Source organism: Hymenobacter coalescens, from assembly GCF_054783195.1.
This window is the reverse complement of the sequence record NZ_BAAGRA010000019.1, coordinates 501,087-517,864: the sequence shown is the minus strand read 5'-3', so window position 1 is coordinate 517,864 and position 16,778 is coordinate 501,087. Positions and strand designations below refer to the sequence as shown.

The window sequence follows — 16,778 nt, the reverse complement described above, 5'->3', positions numbered from 1 at the left end:
TTTCGCGGGCCTTCGGGCCCTTTCGCTTTCTGCTTGCTTGACCACCGGTACTAAGTCCCTCACCACCCTTTCCTCCGTCGTTGTTGCGTCGCTGCTGACCTGGTGGTCACAGGCGGAGCCGGTCGGTGGCCATACGTTCGCGTTTTCGTCGCTGTGGAGCTGGCTGGAGACTCGGCCCCACATGCCGCTGCTCACGCCGCCGGACACCACGCGCCCGGTAGCCGGCGACACGACGCGCTACCGGCCCAGCCGGCGGCCGCGCGTAGCCCCGCAGGACCGGTCGGGCAATTTCCTCTCCGAGCGGCGCCGCCGCTCGCCGCTGGTGCTGCCCCTGCCCTCCAACGTGAAGCCGCAAGTGACGCTGAGCGACTCCCTGGATTACGTGGACGTGGAGGAAAACGTTGGTACGGACATCGATTTCCGAGACCCGGCCCGCCTCTCCTACAGCGAGTTTCAGCGCCTGCAGGAGCAGCAGGCCATCCGCAACTACTTCCGCAACAAGGCGGAAGGCGGCGTGGCGGGCGCGCCCGGCGGCGAGGCCACGGCCAAGCGCCTGATTCCGAAGATCTACCTGGCGCCGGGCCTGGGGCGCATCTTCGGCGGCGAATTCATCGACATCCGGCCCAACGGCTCGGCTACGGTGGCGCTGGGCTGGCGGCAGAACTTCAACGACAACCCCTCGCTCACGCTGCGGCAGCGCCGCAATGGCGACTTCAACTTCCAGCAGAATTTCAACCTGAACTTGAACGGGCAGATCGGCGACAAGCTGAAAATCCTGTTCAACTACGACACGCGGGCAGCCTTCGATTTTGAAAACCAGATCAAGGCCGACTTCACGGGCTACGACACGGACATCATCCGCAAGGTGGAGATGGGCAACGTGTCGCTGCCGCTGAACAACTCCCTGGTGCAGGGCGGCCAGAACCTCTTCGGCGTGAAGACGCAGATGCAGTTTGGGCGCCTGAGCGTGACCAGCGTGGCGGCTCAGCTGCGCGGCACGGCCGACGAGGTGCGCGTGCAGAACGGCGCCCAAAGCCGCAACTTCGAAATCAAGGCCTCGCAGTACGAAGCCAACCGCCACTTCTTCCTCTCGCAGTTTTTCCGCGACCGGTACGACCAGGTGCTCCGCAACCTGCCCACCGTGCAGAGCGGCATCGAGGTGCGCCGGGTGGAGGTGTACATCACCAACGACAACCGCTCGCCCGAGGCGCTGCGCAACGTGGTGGCCCTGCAGGACGTGGGCGAGCCGCTGCGCACGTACCGGGAGCGTTTCCTGAAGCCCGGCCGCCAGCGCCAGCCCGCCGACAACGAAGTCAACGCGCTGCTGGAAACCGTGCTGCCGCTGGGCACCACCGGCACGTCGCGGGCCCGCGACGTGCAGCAGGTCGATGACTACCTGCAGAACTCGGCCGGCCTGCGGCTGGAGAAGACCGTGGATTACGAACGGGTGCGGGCGCGCCGGCTCGATCCGCGCGAGTTTACCATCAACCCCCAGTTGGGCTACATCTCGCTGAACACGCCGCTGCTGCCCGAGCAGGTGCTGGCCGTGTCGTTTCAGTACACGTTCAACGGCAAGCCCTACAGCGTGGGCGAGCTGGCCCAGGAAGACTACTCCAACGTGCCCGAGACGGGCGTGGTGTACCTGAAGCTGCTGCGCGGCACCAACCCCGGCGTGGGCTTGGCCGACCCCACCCAGAACCCGCAGAACAACCGCCTGGCGACGACCAATCTGCCAGTGTTCGACCTGATGATGAAAAACATCTACGCGTTGAACGCCTCGCAGCTCAGCCGCGACCAGTTCCGCATGGATATCGTCTACAAGGACGACGCGACGGGCGTGGACCTGCTTTCCTTGAAGGAAGGCCGCAACCTGCAGAACGTGCCGCTGACGCAGGTGCTGAACCTGGACAACGTCAACCCGAACAACGACCGGCCCTCCGACGGCAACTTCGACTTTCTGACGGGCCTGACCATCGACCCGGAGCTGGGCAAGATCATCTTCCCGGTGCTCGAACCTTTCGGCAGCTACCTGCAGGCCCGCTTCGACGCGGCCACCGAGCAGGCGCTGATTCAGAAGTACGTGTACCCGGAGCTCTACGTGCAGGTGCAGAGCGACGCGCAGCAGCGGCAGGAAAAGGACAAGTTCTTCCTGAAGGGCCGCTACGCCGCCACCGCCACCGACGAAATCAGCCTGCCGGGCATCCGCATTCCCGAGGGCTCGGTGCGCGTGTACTCGGGCTCGACGCTGCTCACCGAAGGCCAGGACTACCAGGTATTCTACGACCAGGGCAAGGTCAAGATTCTGAACCCCAGCTACCTGAGCTCAGCCAACGAGCTGCGCGTGCAGTTTGAGCGCGACGCCGTGGTGCAGGTGCTGCCGCGCAAGCTGCTGGGCACCCGCCTGGACTACAAGCTGTCGGAGGACGTGAACTTCGGCGGGACGGTGATGCACCTGATTGAAAACCAGGCGCCGGGCATCAACCGCGTAAACCTGGGCGATGAACCGAGCAACAACACCATCTACGGGCTCGACCTGAACCTGCGCCGCGACTCGCGGGTGCTGACCAAGTACCTCGACATGCTGCCCTTCGTGAACACCAAGGCGCCTTCGTCGGTGGCCTTTAGCGGGGAGTTTGCGCAGTTCGTGCCGGGCAAGTCGCAGCTGGGCCGCGGCGAAGACGGCGTGTCGTACCTCGACGACTTCGAAAACTCGCGCACGCCCTTCACGCTCGGCAACAACAACACGGCTAACCCCTGGCGCCTGGCCACCACCCCGCAGCGCATCATCGACGAGCAGCGGCTCTCGGGCCTGGGCATTGCGTACCCGCGCGCCCGGCTGGCCTGGTACACCATTGACCAGACCTACTTCACCGACGGGCCCTCCAAGCCCAACAACGTGACCACGGCGGACCTGCGCAACCACTACGTGCGCGGCGTGACGCGCTCGGAAGTGTTTCCGAACCGCGACAACGGCGCGCTGGGCAACAGCTACGAAAACACCTTCGACCTGGCTTACTACCCCAACGAACGGGGCCAGTACAACTATAGCCCGAGCGCGACCAACGACGGGCGCTTCCTGAACCCGAGCAACCTGGGCCTGAACCGCCGCAACTACGGCGGCATCTCGCGCGAAATCACGTTCGATACGGACTTCGACAACGCCAACGTAGAGTACCTGGAGTTTTGGCTGATGGACCCGTTCATCGGCGGCGCCAACGGCGTCATCGACGACCAGGAGGAAGGCCCGCGCCCGGCCGGCCTGCCCGCCCCCGGCCCCAACACCGACACGCAGGGCGAGTTGTACTTCAACCTGGGCTCGGTATCGGAGGATTTGCTGCAGGACGGCGCTTACCAGTTTGAGAACGGCCTGCCCGACGGCAGCGCCACCCTGGCCCCGCTGCAGCAGACGCCCTGGGGCTACGTCACGCAGCTGCAGTTTCTGACCGATGCCTTCAGCACCGCTCCCGGCGGACGCGACCGGCAGGACATCGGCCTCGATGGCCTGACCTCGACGGAGGAGCAGAGTTTTTTCAACGGCATCTATCAGAACGTCGACGACCCCTCGGCCGATAATTTCCGCCACCACCTCGACCCGTTCTACGACCAGGCGGGCACGGGCGGGCAGGGCACCAAAATTCTGGGCCGCTACAAGTATTTCAACGGCATGGAGGGCAACTCGCGCGCCATCGGCACGCAGAGCTCCACGGCCTTCCCGGATAAGGAGGACCTGAACCGCGACAACGTCATCAACGACACGGAACGCTACTACGAGTACCGCGTGCCGCTGAACAAAAGCCAATTGGTGGTCGGGCAGAACTTCATCGTGGACAAAGTGGAGAATACCATCAACGGCGACGCCGTGGCCTGGTACCTCTTCCGCATTCCGATCCGCCAGTACACCGGCATCCGCGGGGCCCAAAGCGAATTTGGCTTTAAGTCCATCCGCTTCCTGCGCATGTACCTCACGGGCTGGTCGCAGCCCACGGTGTTGCGCTTCGTGCAGATGCAATTCATTGCCAACCAGTGGCGCCGTTACCTTGGCGTCATTTCCGAGCCGGGCGCCCCGCCGTGCATCAACTGCACCAACGACGCCGATGCTTTCGCCATTTCGACGGTGGGCATCGAGGAAAACGGCCCGAGCGCCGGCCAGGGCAACGCCATTCCGTACGTAACGCCCCCCGGCATTCAGCGCGACCGGGAGTACGGCTCGACCACGACCCTGCGCCAGCAAAACGAGCAATCCTTGCGCCTGTGCGTGGAGGGCCTGAAGGACGGCTACGCCAAGGCGGCCTACAAGAACGTGAGCCTGGACCTGCTGCGCTACAAGCGCCTGAAGCTGTTCCTGCACGCCGAAAGCGAAAACACCAACCTGCGGGACCGGCAGGTGGAAGGCTTCGTGCGCTTCGGCACGGATTACACCCAGAACTACTACCAGTACACGCTGCCGCTGGAAATCACCCGCACCACCGACGCCAACCCGGACCTGATCTGGCCCGAAGCCAACCGCGTGGATGTGCCGCTGGAAGCTTTCGTCAACGCCAAAGCCCAGCGGGCCCGCTTGGGCCTCAGCCTGCTGGTGCCCTTCACCATCAACTACCCGGTTACGCAGCGCGACGGCTCCGTCGTCGACGCCAAAATCACCGTGCTCGGCAACCCCGACCTGAGCGCGCTGCAGGGCCTGATGATTGGTGTGCAAAACCCTTCGGACGGTGGCCAGGGCCCCGACCAGTCGCTGTGTATCTGGGCCGACGAGCTGCGGGTAAAGGACTTCGACAACAAGGGGGGCTGGGCCGCGACGGCGCGCTTCAACACCCGCTTGGCCGACGTGGCCAACATCACGGCGACCGGCTCCTTCACGTCGGTGGGCTTCGGCGCGCTGCAGGACCGGCCTTCGCAACGCTCCCTCGACAACATTGCCCGCGGCGACGTCAACGCGGCCGTGGCCGCCGAGAAGTTTTTGCCCGAGAAGCTGGGCCTGCGCGTACCGGTGCTGCTGCAAGCCGGCCACGAGAGCCGCTCGCCCAAGTACGACCCGCTCGATCCGGACATGACGCTCAAGCAGTCCTTGGACAGCAAGTTTGCCTCCGACGCCGACCGGGCCGCCTACCGCCGCGAAGTCACCGACCAGACGCGCAGCAAGTCCATCAGCCTGCTGAACGTGCGCAAGGAGCGCCTGAACCCCGACCGTAAGCCCAAGCCCTACGACATCGAGAACCTGGCGCTGAGCTACTCGCTCACCGACCGCCTGCACACCGATATCCAGACCGACCGGGATTTTTACCGCACCTACACCGGCGCGCTGGCGTACACCTACCAGCCCACGCCCAAGTCGTACGCCCCGCTGAGCAACGTAAAAGCGCTCAGCTCGCCCTACCTGAAGCTGCTGCAGGAACTGAATTTCACGCCCCTGCCCTCGCGCTTCGCCTTCCGCGCCGATCTGGACCGCCGCTACAACGAGCGGCTGCTGCAGCGCACCCAGGCCCAGGGCCAGGTGCCCACCGCTGAGGGCATCCCCGGCGTGTACCAGAAGAGCTTCTTCATCACCCGCATCTACGACCTGAAGTGGGACCTGACCAAGAGCCTGATCCTGGATTACACGGCCAATAACCGCAGCAGCGTGGACGAGGGCGTGGGACCGGCCATCGGCAACTCCCAGGTAGCCCAGGACAACCGGGACCTGATCAAGCGCAACCTGCAGCGCGGGGGCCGCACCACGAACTTCAACCAGACCGTGGCGCTGACCTACCGCCTGCCGCTCGACAAGTTCCCGCTCACCGACTGGCTGTCGGCGGATGCGCGCTACGCGGCCAACTACAGCTGGCAGGCGGCCTCCACCGCGCTCCGCGCCCCCGTGGGCGGCCTCGACGATACGACCACGACGCGCGTGAACCTGGGCAACACCCTGCAGAACAGCCAGGACGTGAGCCTCAACGGCCGCATCGACTTGGTGAAGCTCTACAACAAGGTGAAGTTTCTCAACATCATCAACAACGCCCCGGCGGGCGGGGCCAAGGGCGGAGCGGCCAACGTGAGCACCATGGACCGCCTGCGTCAGGGCGCCGCGGCCAAAACGCCCATGGCTGATGCGCCTGCGGACTCGGCCAAGGGGCCGGAGCTGCGCGTGCTCAAGGCGGTGCTGCGCTCCTTGATGACGGCCCGCTCGCTGAACTTCACCTACACCCGCACGGCGGGTACACTGCTGCCGGGCTACCTACCCAAAACGAGCATGTTCGGCCTCAACAACCAGCTCGCCCCGGGTATTCCGTTCGTGCTCGGCCAGCAATACGAGCTGCCGGAACTCTACGACCTGGCCATTCGCAACAACTGGTACACCGACCGCAGCGACCTGTTGAACACCCCGCTCAGCTCGCTGCGCACCGAGAACCTGCAGGTACGCACTTCGCTGGAGCCGTTCCGCGACTTCAACATCCAGATTGAGGCGCGGCAGCAGAAAGTGCGCAACCGCGAGGCGTTCTACCGTTTGGCCGTGGATGAAATTACCCTGCAGCCGTACATCGACCCGTTGACCGGGGAGCTGGCGCAGGCTCCGCGCCTACCGCTGGGCTCGGGCTCGTTCAGCACCACTTTTATTGCCGTAAACACACTCTTCGGCGACCTGAACAAGAACAACGCCTCGGCGTCGTTCAACCGCTTCGTGGAAAACCGGCGCCTCGTACGCAACAGCTTGCAAGGCGCCAATTCGGCGGGCATTTACGGTTACAACTCGCAGGATGTGCTCATTCCGGCCTTCCTCGACGCGTACCGCGGCCGCTCGTCCAACGACTACCAGCCCAAGCGCTTCAGCCCCTTCACCTCGCTGCCGCTGCCCAACTGGCGCGTCGATTACAACGGTCTTTCAAATCTGCCCTTCGTGCAGCGCTTCTTCCGCTCGGTGGCCATTACCCACGCCTATTCCACCGAGTACCAGGTGCTGGGCTACAACACCTCCACCGAATACGAGAGCGAGCCGGGCGGCCTGGCCACGCTGACCAACAAGGAAGGCCAGCTGATTCCCTACTACGTGCTCAACCAGGTTTCCATTACGGAACGCCTGGCCCCGCTGGTGGGCATCAACTTCCAGACCTTGGAGAAGCTTAACGGCCGCCTCGACTACGGCCTGGAACGCATGTTGTCGCTGAACACGACCAACGCCCAGGTGACGGAATTGCGCAACACCACCATCACCGTCGGTTTGGGCTACACCACCAACCGCTTCCGCATCCCGTTCCGCATCGGCGGCGAGCAGCGGGTGCTGCGCAACGAGCTGAACGCCCGCCTGGACCTCTCCATTCGCGACAACGTGACCATTCAGCGCAGCATCATCGGCGTGACGCTGCCCACCGCCACCGACCCGGGTAACGGCGGCGAAGCCACCCAACAGGTGACCAACGGCAACCGCCAGTTCCAGCTGCGTCCCACCATCGATTACGTGGTCAACCAGCGCCTGAACCTGCAGTTCTACTTCACGCGCAACGTGTCGCAGCCCCGCGCCGGCACCTCCTTTAAGAACGCTGCCACCGAAGGCGGCATTCAACTGCGCTACAGCCTCTCGCAGTAGCGCACGGGCAAAAGCGCACCGGGGAGCGGAGCTTCGGGAATCCGAAACCTCCGCTCCCCGGTGCGCTTTCTCACGGTTTCACTTCTTACCTTTGGCCGCCGGCTCCTCGAAGCTGGCGTACACTCCAATTCCCTGCTTGCCCGATATGAACCTCCCCGCTAACCTGAAGTACACCAAAGAGCACGAGTGGATCCGCATCGAAGGCGATGTGGCCTACGTGGGCATCACCGATTTTGCGCAGAAAGAGCTGGGCGACATCGTTTACGTGGACATTGATTCGGTCGACAAGGAAGTCAGCAAAGACGAGGTGTTCGGCACGGTGGAAGCCGTGAAAACCGTTTCGGACCTGTTCAGCCCCATCAGCGGCACCGTGCAGGAAGTCAACCCCAAGCTCAATGACGCGCCCGAAACCGTTAACTCGGATCCGTACGGCGACGGGTGGATGATCAAAATCAGCATCGGCAACCCCGCCGAGCTGGAAGGCCTGCTGTCGGCGGAAGCCTACGGCGAGTTGGTCGGCGCTTAATTCCGCGTACCGCCGTGCTCCGGTCACTGACGGCGCTGACGGCCCTGGGCTGGACGGCGTTCATGCTCTGGGGCACGCTCAGTCCGCTTGCGCAGCTGCCGCCCCTGCCCCGCTGGGAACTACTGTCCTTCGACACGGCGGCGCACGCGGGCATGTTTGTGGTAACGGCGGTCCTTTACGTCTTGGCGGCCCGGTGGCAACGGCTATTTCCCAGCCTGCGCCACCGGGCTTTCCTGTGGACGCTGGTGGTGTGCCTGCTGCTGGGCGGCTTCATCGAGTTGGTGCAAACCCTGATGGACCTGGGGCGCCGCGGCGAATGGTCGGACCTGATCAGTGATTCCCTGGGTACCGTGGCAGGCCTCTGGTTGATGTATGCCACGCGTCGCTGGTGGGAAAACCTGCCCGTCGCCGCTGCCTAGCCACTGACGTGTATGAGGGCTGCCCTACGCCACCTGCTCTACCCCACTCTGTGCGCTTTGCTGGCTGGCCCGGCCGTCGCCCAGGACATGGCGCGCGTTCGTCAGACGGTGACGTACCTGGCCAGCCCGCGTCTGCATGGCCGCGGCTACGTGCAGCAAGGTGAGCGGAAAGCGGCCGCGTATCTGCAGGACCGCTTTCGGGCCTTGGGTTTACAGCCGTTGACCCCAGGTTTTTTCCAAGGGTTTACGTTCGACGTCAACACCTTTCCGAACCGGCTCGACCTGCGTATCGGCCGGCAGCGATTGCGCCCCGGTCCCGACTTTATTGCCGAGCCAGGGTCGGGGGCTGGCCACTTCACGGGCCAGCCAGTCTACCTCGATTCACTGATCTTCACCGACGAAGCGGCGGGCCGCCGCTTTCTGGCCAAGCCGCTGCAGGGTCACGTTCTGGTGCTACGCCAGCGCGACGCCGAGCGGCTGCGTACCCTGCCGAGCATGTTTGCCCAACACGTGGCCACGGCCCCGGTCCGCATCACGCTGGTGCCGGGCAAGCTTACGGCCTCACTGGCAGCACAGCAGGCCGGGCAGGTGCAGCTGCAGGTGCTGGCGCACCGCTGGCCCACCGAAGCGTTGGGGCGTGTATCCGTGCGCGTGGATGCCCAACTGCGGCAAGCCTACCCTACCCAAAACGTGGTGGGCTTCCTGCCGGGCACTGCGCAACCCGACTCGTTTCTTGTGTTCAGCGCCCATTACGACCACCTGGGCCGCATGGGGCGCCGCGCCTACTTTCCCGGTGCCAACGACAACGCCAGCGGCACGGCGCTGCTGCTGGAACTCGCGGCTCACTACGCCGAGCCAGCCAACCGCCCCCGCTACTCTGTTGCCTTCCTTGCCTTCGGCGCCGAGGAAGCCGGGCTGATTGGCTCGCGCTACTTCGTAGGCCAGCCGCTGGTGCCGCTCGACCGGATTCGGTTTCTCTTCAACCTGGACCTCGAAGGCACCGGGCAAGACGGTGCGACGGTGGTCAACGGCAAAGTGCACGAGCTTGAGTACCGCCAACTCGAACGCCTCAACGCCCAGGGCCGGTACCTGCCGGGGTTGGCGCCGCGGGGCCGCGCCGCCATCTCCGACCATTACCCCTTCTCCGAGGCTGGGGTACCTGCCTTCTTTTTGTATCTACGCGGCACCCCGGCGCACTACCACGATGTGCACGATAAGGCTGCCATGTTGCCCCTAACGGGCTTTCCAGGATTATTCAAGCTGCTACTGGCTTACTGCGCCGAACTGCAGCGGACACCATAGCCGGGCTTACAGGTCTTCCTTGCGGCGCGGGCCTAGAAGCTGACCCGCTACTGCTCGGAGCTAACTAAGCTTAAGCATATATCAAACCGCCGAAAAACAATCATCCCGGAATCGTCCGCGGTGGAGGCGGATGATTCCGGGATGGTAGAAAAACAGAGCGGGTGGCGCCGCGCTGTTTAGCCGTTGCTGCGCAAAGAGCCCATTACTTGCTTGGCTACCGATTCCCACTCCGGCTTCTGGCGGTCGGGGCAGGAGAAGGTGCACATCAGCAGGCGGCCTTCCACGTCCGTGAAGAAGATCAGCTGGTAAACCTGGTGGCCCAGTTCGGGCTTCATCATCTCGATGTAGCCGATCTTGCGACCATTGATTTCTTTCACGCCATCGGCGAAGAACGTCGCATCCGAGTACTGCTTGCGGTACGTCTTCATGAAGTTCGTCGCGTACATGTCGACCATGTCCTGATCGGCCGTGTTATCGGTGTACGAGAACGAGAGGCTGGCGTGCGAAGCGTTGGTGTAAATGACGCTCGGACGGCTCTGCGCTTTGGCGTAGAGGAAATCCATTTGCTGTTCGCTCATCACTTCGAATCCTTTCGGAATCAAGATTTCGACACGCTCGCTCAGAACGCGCTTCTTGATCAGCTCCACTTCAGCAAAAGGCTTAGCGGCCATGAGCAGCACTGCGAGGCAGAGCAACGGGGCGAGTAGAACTTTCTTCATGACTAGAACCAAAAAAAGGTGAACATTCTTTCTGGGTTAACTACCGAACAGGCCAAAGTCAGTCTGTTTGGATAACACAATTTAGGAAGAAAAGCCGGCTGCGCAAGATCTTTATACAAAAATAATTTTGTGCAAAAGATAAAGGCGCAACTTAGGCTTGTAAAAACGGCTCTACGAGGCCAGAATCGACCTTTGTGAGCTTCTCAATAGCTCTAGCGAGCGAGCGAGCAGCGTCCGGCAAGCATCTGCATACTGTTATACTAGATTGTATTGAGAATGTTCAATTGCATTTACGAAATATGTAGAAACATGGATTTGGGTTTAGAGAATATTATTGAGCTGTTCCTTGATTTTCTCGAGCTCCTCCTTCATTCCGACTACTAGGTGTTGAATGGTGGAATCGTTGGCTTTGGAGCCGATGGTGTTGATTTCACGGCCTATTTCCTGCGAAATGAAAGCCAACTTTTTGCCGCTGTATTCGGGCAGATGCACCGTTTCGGTGAAGTAGTGCAGGTGGCTTACCAAACGGACCTTTTCCTCGGCGATGTCGAGCTTCTCGATGTAGTAAAGTAGCTCCTGCTCGAAGCGGCTGGGGTTGAACTGGTCGCTCTGAGCCAAGTCGGCCAGGCCGTCGTGCATGCGGCGGCGCACGTTCTCCAGGCGCGTGGGGTCGTGGCGGTCCACGTCGGAGAGCTGAATACGGATGCTGTCGATGTAGCTCAGGATTTCCGTGGTCAGGTTCTGGCCTTCAGCTCGCCGGAACTCCATCGCGCGGTCGAGGGCTTCCTGCACGATGGGCAACAGATCGGCCCAGGCCAATGCTGGCTCGTCTTCCGTGGGGGCGTTGCTTTCGTTGGGCGACTGCACCACGCCGGGCAGGCGCAGGGCCAGTTCCAGCAGGTTGTCGGTGGGGGCGCCCAGCTCCTGCGCCACGCTCTGCAGCTCCTGATACGCGGCCGTCAGCGCCTCGCGGTTCAGGGTGGCGCGGGAGCGAACGGCGGCCGGCCGGCTGATGTCGACGCTGACGTTGACCTTGCCCCGCACCAACTGCCGGCTGACCACGTTGCGCAGCTCCAACTCATGGGCGGCCAGGGAGCGAGGAAAGCGCAAACTCAAATCCAAGCCCTTGGAGTTCAAAGACTTGATTTCGACGACAACGGTATAATGCTCGGTTTCGCGCTGGGCGACGCCGTAGCCGGTCATGGACAGCAGCATGGGGCAGGGTGGTAGATGGGGGCACAAAAGTACGGCCTAATCCAGATATTCAGGTAGTTGCACGGTGAATAACATAAGCATAACCCGGCCGTCACACTGGCATAACAGGGTCAAAATACTTTTGCGACGCCAACCAGCCCATGCTTATGCGCCGTTCTTTTTTACTGTTTTTGTTGCTGATCATCAGCAGCTTGACCTACGCCCAGCAGCAGGGCAGCCTCGTGGGGAAAGTCCTCGATAAAAAAACCGGCGAAGCGGTGATCGGGGCGACGGTGGTGGTGACGGGCACGACCCAAGCCGCCCCGGTGGATGTGGAGGGCCACTACGAGCTGCGCCTCGCGCCCGGCACCTACGGCATCACCATCACGAACATCGGCTATAAGCCGCTGAGCTTCCCTGGCATCGTTATCGAGGCCGGGCAGAAAACCACCCTCAATAGCACGCTCGAGGAGAACGTGCAGGCCATCCAGGAGGTGACCATTACGGGGCAGCGCCAGACCGGCACCGAGGTGGCGCTGATCCAGGACCTGCGCAAGAGCGAGGTGGTGGTCAGCGGCATGTCGAACGACCAGATTGTGAAGACCCTGGACCGCGACGCGGCCGAGGTAGTCAAACGCATTCCGGGCGTGACGGTGCAAAACAACAACTTCATCGTCATCCGCGGCCTGTCGGAGCGCTACAACACGGTGCTGCTCAACGACGCGCTGACGCCTTCGGCTGAGGTGGACACCCGCTCCTTCTCCTTTGATATTCTGCCGTCTTCGGTTATCGACCGGGTCCTGATTTTCAAGTCCGGAGCGCCGGAGCTGCCGGGTGAGTTTGGCGGCGGCGTGGTGAAAGTGTACACCAAGAACTCGGTGCTGGAAAACTCCACTTCGCTGAGCGTGTCGGGCTGGGCCCGCAGCACCAACACCTTTAAGGGCGGTTACCTGCAGTCGAGCCAGAGTTCGGCGCAGCACTTCGGCTTCGGCGGCGACCAGCGCCGCATGCCCGGCTCGCTGAACAGCCTGACGCCCCTGAACCCGTCGACGGCGAGCGAAACCCAGGCCATCGGCGGCGCGCTGCGCAACGAGTTCATTCCGCGGGCGGTTCAGTCGCGCCCCGACCTGCGCTTTTCGCTGGGCCTGAACCGCAAGTACGAAATCGGCAGCGTGTACGTGAGCAACGTCACCTCCGTCTCCTACTCGAACACGCAGGAGCAGTACACCTCGGAGCGCCAGCGCTACAACGAGTACCGCGCGGGCATTCTGGACCCGAAGTTTGACTACGTGGACACCCGTAGCCTCTCGGCCGTGCGCCTGGGCATTATTCACAACTACCAGGTGCGGCTCAACAACCGCCACCAGCTGGAATTCCGCAACTTCTTCAACCAGTACGGCACCGACGAGGTGGTGAACCGCCGGGGCCTGAACTTCGAGACGGGCACGGGCGAAGACGCGCAGCAGCGCAACGACTACGCCCTGCACTACCAGAGCCGCAGCATCTACTCCGGGCAGCTCAGCGGCCGCCACGACCTGGGCGCCCGCGCCCTGACCACGCTGACCTGGGCTGCGGGTTACAACTACGTGAGCCGCGACGAGCCGGACTACCGCCAGAACCAGCAGACGCGTTTCAACCGCCCTGACACCCCTGACAATCCTAACCCCTTCCAGGTGTCGGTGGACATCGTGCCGCAGACCAGCTCGCGTTTCTACTCCAAGCTCGGCGAGGACACGTACATGGCCAGCGGGCAGCTGGAGCGGCGCTTCTTCGGGCGTGATACGCTCAGCGCCAACCAGTACAAGGTGCGCGTGGGCTTCTACGCCGAGGAAAAGCAGCGCGACTACGCCAGCCGCTACTTCAACTATACGCGCACGAATCGCCGCACCTTCAACAACCAGCTGCTGACGCTGCCGCTGACGGAAATCTTCAACCCGGCCAACCTGAACGCCGAAACCGGCTTCGTGCTGCGCGAAGGCACGCTGCCGCAGGACCGCTACCGCGGCGAGAACCGCCTGGTAGCCGGCTACATCAGCGCCGTGGCGCCGGTTTCGGCCAAGCTGAACCTGAGCGGCGGCGTACGCCTGGAGTACAACCGCAAGTTCCTGGCCTCGGGCGAAACGGAGGCGGCCAACGCGGTGAAGAAGCCCTACGAGGAAATCCGCACGTTTGTCCTGCCCTCGCTCAACGCCACGTACACGTTCAACGAACGTAACCTGCTGCGGGCCGGCGGCAGCGTATCGGTAAACCGGCCGGAGTTCCGCGAAATTGCCGACTACACGTACTACGACTTCAGCACCAACTTCTTCATCGAAGGCAACGACAGCCTGCGCACCGCCCGCATCTACAACGCGGACCTGCGCTACGAATTCTACCCGACGCGCTCGGAAATGATTTCGGTGGGCGTATTCTACAAGCACTTCACCGATGCCATCGAGCAGGTGACGCGCTCGAGCAACAACGTCACGCTGAGCTACCAGAACGCCGACCAGGCCTACGACGTGGGGGTGGAGCTGGAAGCCCGCAAGTCCTTGCTGGGCGTGGTGAGCAGCCCCTTCCTGCAGCGTTTCTCCTTCGTGGTGAATGCGGCGCTGGTGAAGAGCCGGGTACAGCTGGACATGGAAAGCCCGCGCAACAAGGGCTTTGCCCTCAACAACCGTCCGCTGCAGGGCCAGTCGCCCTACGTGGTGAACCTGGGCACCTTTTACCAGGACGACGAGCACCGCTGGCAGGTATCGGCGCAGTACAACGTCATCGGGCCGCGCATCACGTTCGTGGGCGACCAGACGCAGAACTTCAGCGTGTTTGAGCTGCCGCGCCACGTAGTGGACCTGGCCGTCACGAAGGGCTTCGGTTCCCACCTGGAGGTGCGGGCCGGCGTGCAGAACCTGCTCAACCAGCAAGTGGAGCAGTACTACGACATGGACCGCAATGGCAAAATCACCGGCTTCGAGCAGCAGGCCGTGTACGCCCGCTACCAGCGCGGCCTTTACTCCACTCTGGGCCTGACCTACCGCTTCTAACGCGCTCAGGACTACACAAAAACGTAACACCGCCGCAACGAAAGGATAACGCCCGCCCTGCCCCGGCGGGCGTTTCTGTTGCGGACCTTCGCAGCGTCAAGTTTAAGTACCACGCACTGCTCCTTTACTCATGAAAAAGACCGTACTCACCCTGCTTGTAGCGGCTTTGCTGGGCACCACCGCCCAGGCCCAAACGTGCCCTACCGCGTCGAACGTGGTGGCTGTGGGCACCGGCACGCCGGATAAATCGGGTTTTGATATCACGACCAACACCACCTGGACCCGCAACAATATCTACCTGCTGAACGGCATCGTGTACGTGAACAGCGGCGTGACCTTGACCATTGAGCCAGGTACCATCATCAAGGGCAGCTTTGCCAACCAAGGCGCGCTGGTTATCCGGCAGGGCGGCCGCATCAACGCCGCCGGCACGCCCACGCAGCCCATCGTCTTCACCTCTGAAAAGCCGGCCGGGCAGCGCGGCCCCGGCGACTGGGGCGGCCTCATCATTTGCGGCAACGCTCCCACCAACCGCACCGGCAACCCCACCATTGAGGGCGGCACCCAGGCCACGTACGGCGGCAACAACCCGGCCGACAACTCCGGCGTGCTCCAGTACGTGCGCATCGAGTACCCCGGCATCCCGTTCCTGCCCGGCAACGAAATCAACGGCCTGACGCTGGGCGGCGTGGGCTCGGGCACCACCATCGACCACATCCAGGTGACGGCCTCCGGCGACGACTCCTTTGAGTGGTTTGGCGGCACGGTGAATGCCAAGTACCTGATTGCCCTGGCCGGCACCGACGACGACTTCGATACCGACTTCGGCTACTCGGGCCGGGTACAGTTCGGCGTGGCCGTGCGCGACCAGAGCCGCGGCGACGTGGCCACCGGCGGCGTGTCGAACGGCTTCGAAAGCGACAACGACGGTACCAACAGCGCGGCTACGCCCCAAACCGCGGCGGTGTTCTCCAACATGAGCATCTTCCTGCCGACTACGCCGGCCCCGGCCAGCCCGTTTGCCAACTCGGCCGGCGCGCTGATCCGCCAGAACTCGGCCCAGAGCATCTTCAACAGCGTCTTTGCCGGCCGCCGCGCCGGCCTGGAAATCAACGGCGGCGCGCCGGGCACCACCCAGGCCAACGCCACCTCCGGCGCCCTGGCCTTCCAGAACAACGTGCTGGCCGGCTACAGCCCCCGCGCCGCCCGCCTCGGCGGCACCACCGCCGCTACGCCGGCCTTCAACATCAACGCTTTCGTGGGCGCCGGCGGCAACGACACGACCCGCACGCTGGCCGGCCTGGGCCTGAACGGCGACAACCTGTACTTCGAAGGCAACTGCAGCAACAACGCTCAGTGCGCGCCCAACTTCGCCCTGCCTGCCGCCTCGCTGCTGAACACGGGGGCGGCCTTCACCAACGCCAAGGTAACCGGCGCCGGCAACGGCGGCGCGAACAGCACCTTCGACGTGGTAAACTTCCGCGGCGCCTTCGGCAGCACCAACTGGGCCGCCGGCTGGACCAACTTCAACCCGCAGTTTACCTGCTACAACGTGGCCGGGCAGGTGACGGCCGCCAAGCCCGCCTCGGACCAGGTGCAGGGCCTGAGCGTGTACCCCAACCCCACGGCCGGCGCCGCCCAGCTGGCCTTTGAGCTGCGCCGCGGCAGCGCCGTCACAGTGCGCGTGCTCGACGTGACCGGCCGCGTGGTGGCCGTGGTAGCGCAGGGCCAGCCGCTCGGCACCGGCCAGCAGCAGCTGGAGCTGCCCGCTACCCTGAAAGCCGGCATCTACACCGCCACCGTCCAAACCACCGAAACCAGCGAAGCCGTCCGCTTCGTGGTCAACCGCTAAGCTGCCTTATTCCCGACCGCGTTACCTATCCTTATCCACCCCGGCGGCCCGTTTCCGAAAGGAGGCGGGCCGCCATCGTTTTTCTGCCCCGGCACGGGCTGACTCGCCGATTCCGCGGCCGATTGCCGAACTTGCTTCCGCCCGCCCTTTGACGGCTGTGCCAGCCCCATGCCCCACCCGCCGCT

The 16,778-nt window shown here is 63.4% G+C and carries 8 protein-coding genes; 6 read left to right on the top strand and 2 right to left on the bottom strand.

The window, feature by feature from the left end; all coding sequences use genetic code 11:
* Positions 1 to 37: 37 nt before the first annotated feature.
* From sov to ACYVKQ_RS18555, 4 genes are all read left to right on the top strand, one after another.
* A complete protein-coding gene (sov, locus tag ACYVKQ_RS18570; protein WP_460676849.1) occupies positions 38 to 7,558 on the top strand; it encodes a T9SS outer membrane translocon Sov/SprA in 7,521 nt (2,506 codons plus the stop codon).
* Between the two features lie 145 nt (positions 7,559 to 7,703).
* Entirely contained in the window at positions 7,704 to 8,084 is a 381-nt protein-coding gene (gene gcvH, locus ACYVKQ_RS18565) for a glycine cleavage system protein GcvH (RefSeq protein ID WP_460676848.1), read from the top strand.
* Between the two features lie 14 nt (positions 8,085 to 8,098).
* A complete protein-coding gene (locus ACYVKQ_RS18560) occupies positions 8,099 to 8,503 on the top strand; it encodes a VanZ family protein (RefSeq protein ID WP_460676847.1) in 405 nt (134 codons plus the stop codon).
* 12 nt (positions 8,504 to 8,515) lie between these two features.
* Positions 8,516 to 9,805, top strand: coding sequence for a M28 family metallopeptidase (locus ACYVKQ_RS18555; RefSeq protein ID WP_460676846.1), 1,290 nt, complete (start codon positions 8,516 to 8,518; stop codon positions 9,803 to 9,805).
* Between the two features lie 176 nt (positions 9,806 to 9,981).
* Here the strand turns inward: ACYVKQ_RS18555 and ACYVKQ_RS18550 are convergent, their stop codons facing one another.
* Both ACYVKQ_RS18550 and ACYVKQ_RS18545 read right to left on the bottom strand, forming a co-directional pair.
* Positions 9,982 to 10,524 (bottom strand): hypothetical protein, encoded by a 543-nt coding sequence (locus tag ACYVKQ_RS18550; protein WP_460676845.1) that lies wholly within the window; start codon positions 10,522 to 10,524, stop codon positions 9,982 to 9,984.
* Between the two features lie 321 nt (positions 10,525 to 10,845).
* Entirely contained in the window at positions 10,846 to 11,739 is an 894-nt protein-coding gene (locus ACYVKQ_RS18545) for a YicC/YloC family endoribonuclease (protein ID WP_460676844.1), read from the bottom strand.
* A gap of 146 nt (positions 11,740 to 11,885) precedes the next feature.
* Between ACYVKQ_RS18545 and ACYVKQ_RS18540 the strand changes: the two genes are divergently transcribed.
* Both ACYVKQ_RS18540 and ACYVKQ_RS18535 read left to right on the top strand, forming a co-directional pair.
* Positions 11,886 to 14,741, top strand: a complete 2,856-nt coding sequence (locus ACYVKQ_RS18540) for a TonB-dependent receptor (RefSeq protein ID WP_460676843.1) — start codon at positions 11,886 to 11,888, stop codon at positions 14,739 to 14,741.
* 130 nt (positions 14,742 to 14,871) lie between these two features.
* Complete coding sequence (locus tag ACYVKQ_RS18535) at positions 14,872 to 16,593, top strand: T9SS type A sorting domain-containing protein (RefSeq protein WP_460676842.1); 1,722 nt, start codon at positions 14,872 to 14,874, stop codon at positions 16,591 to 16,593.
* Positions 16,594 to 16,778 lie beyond the last annotated feature (185 nt).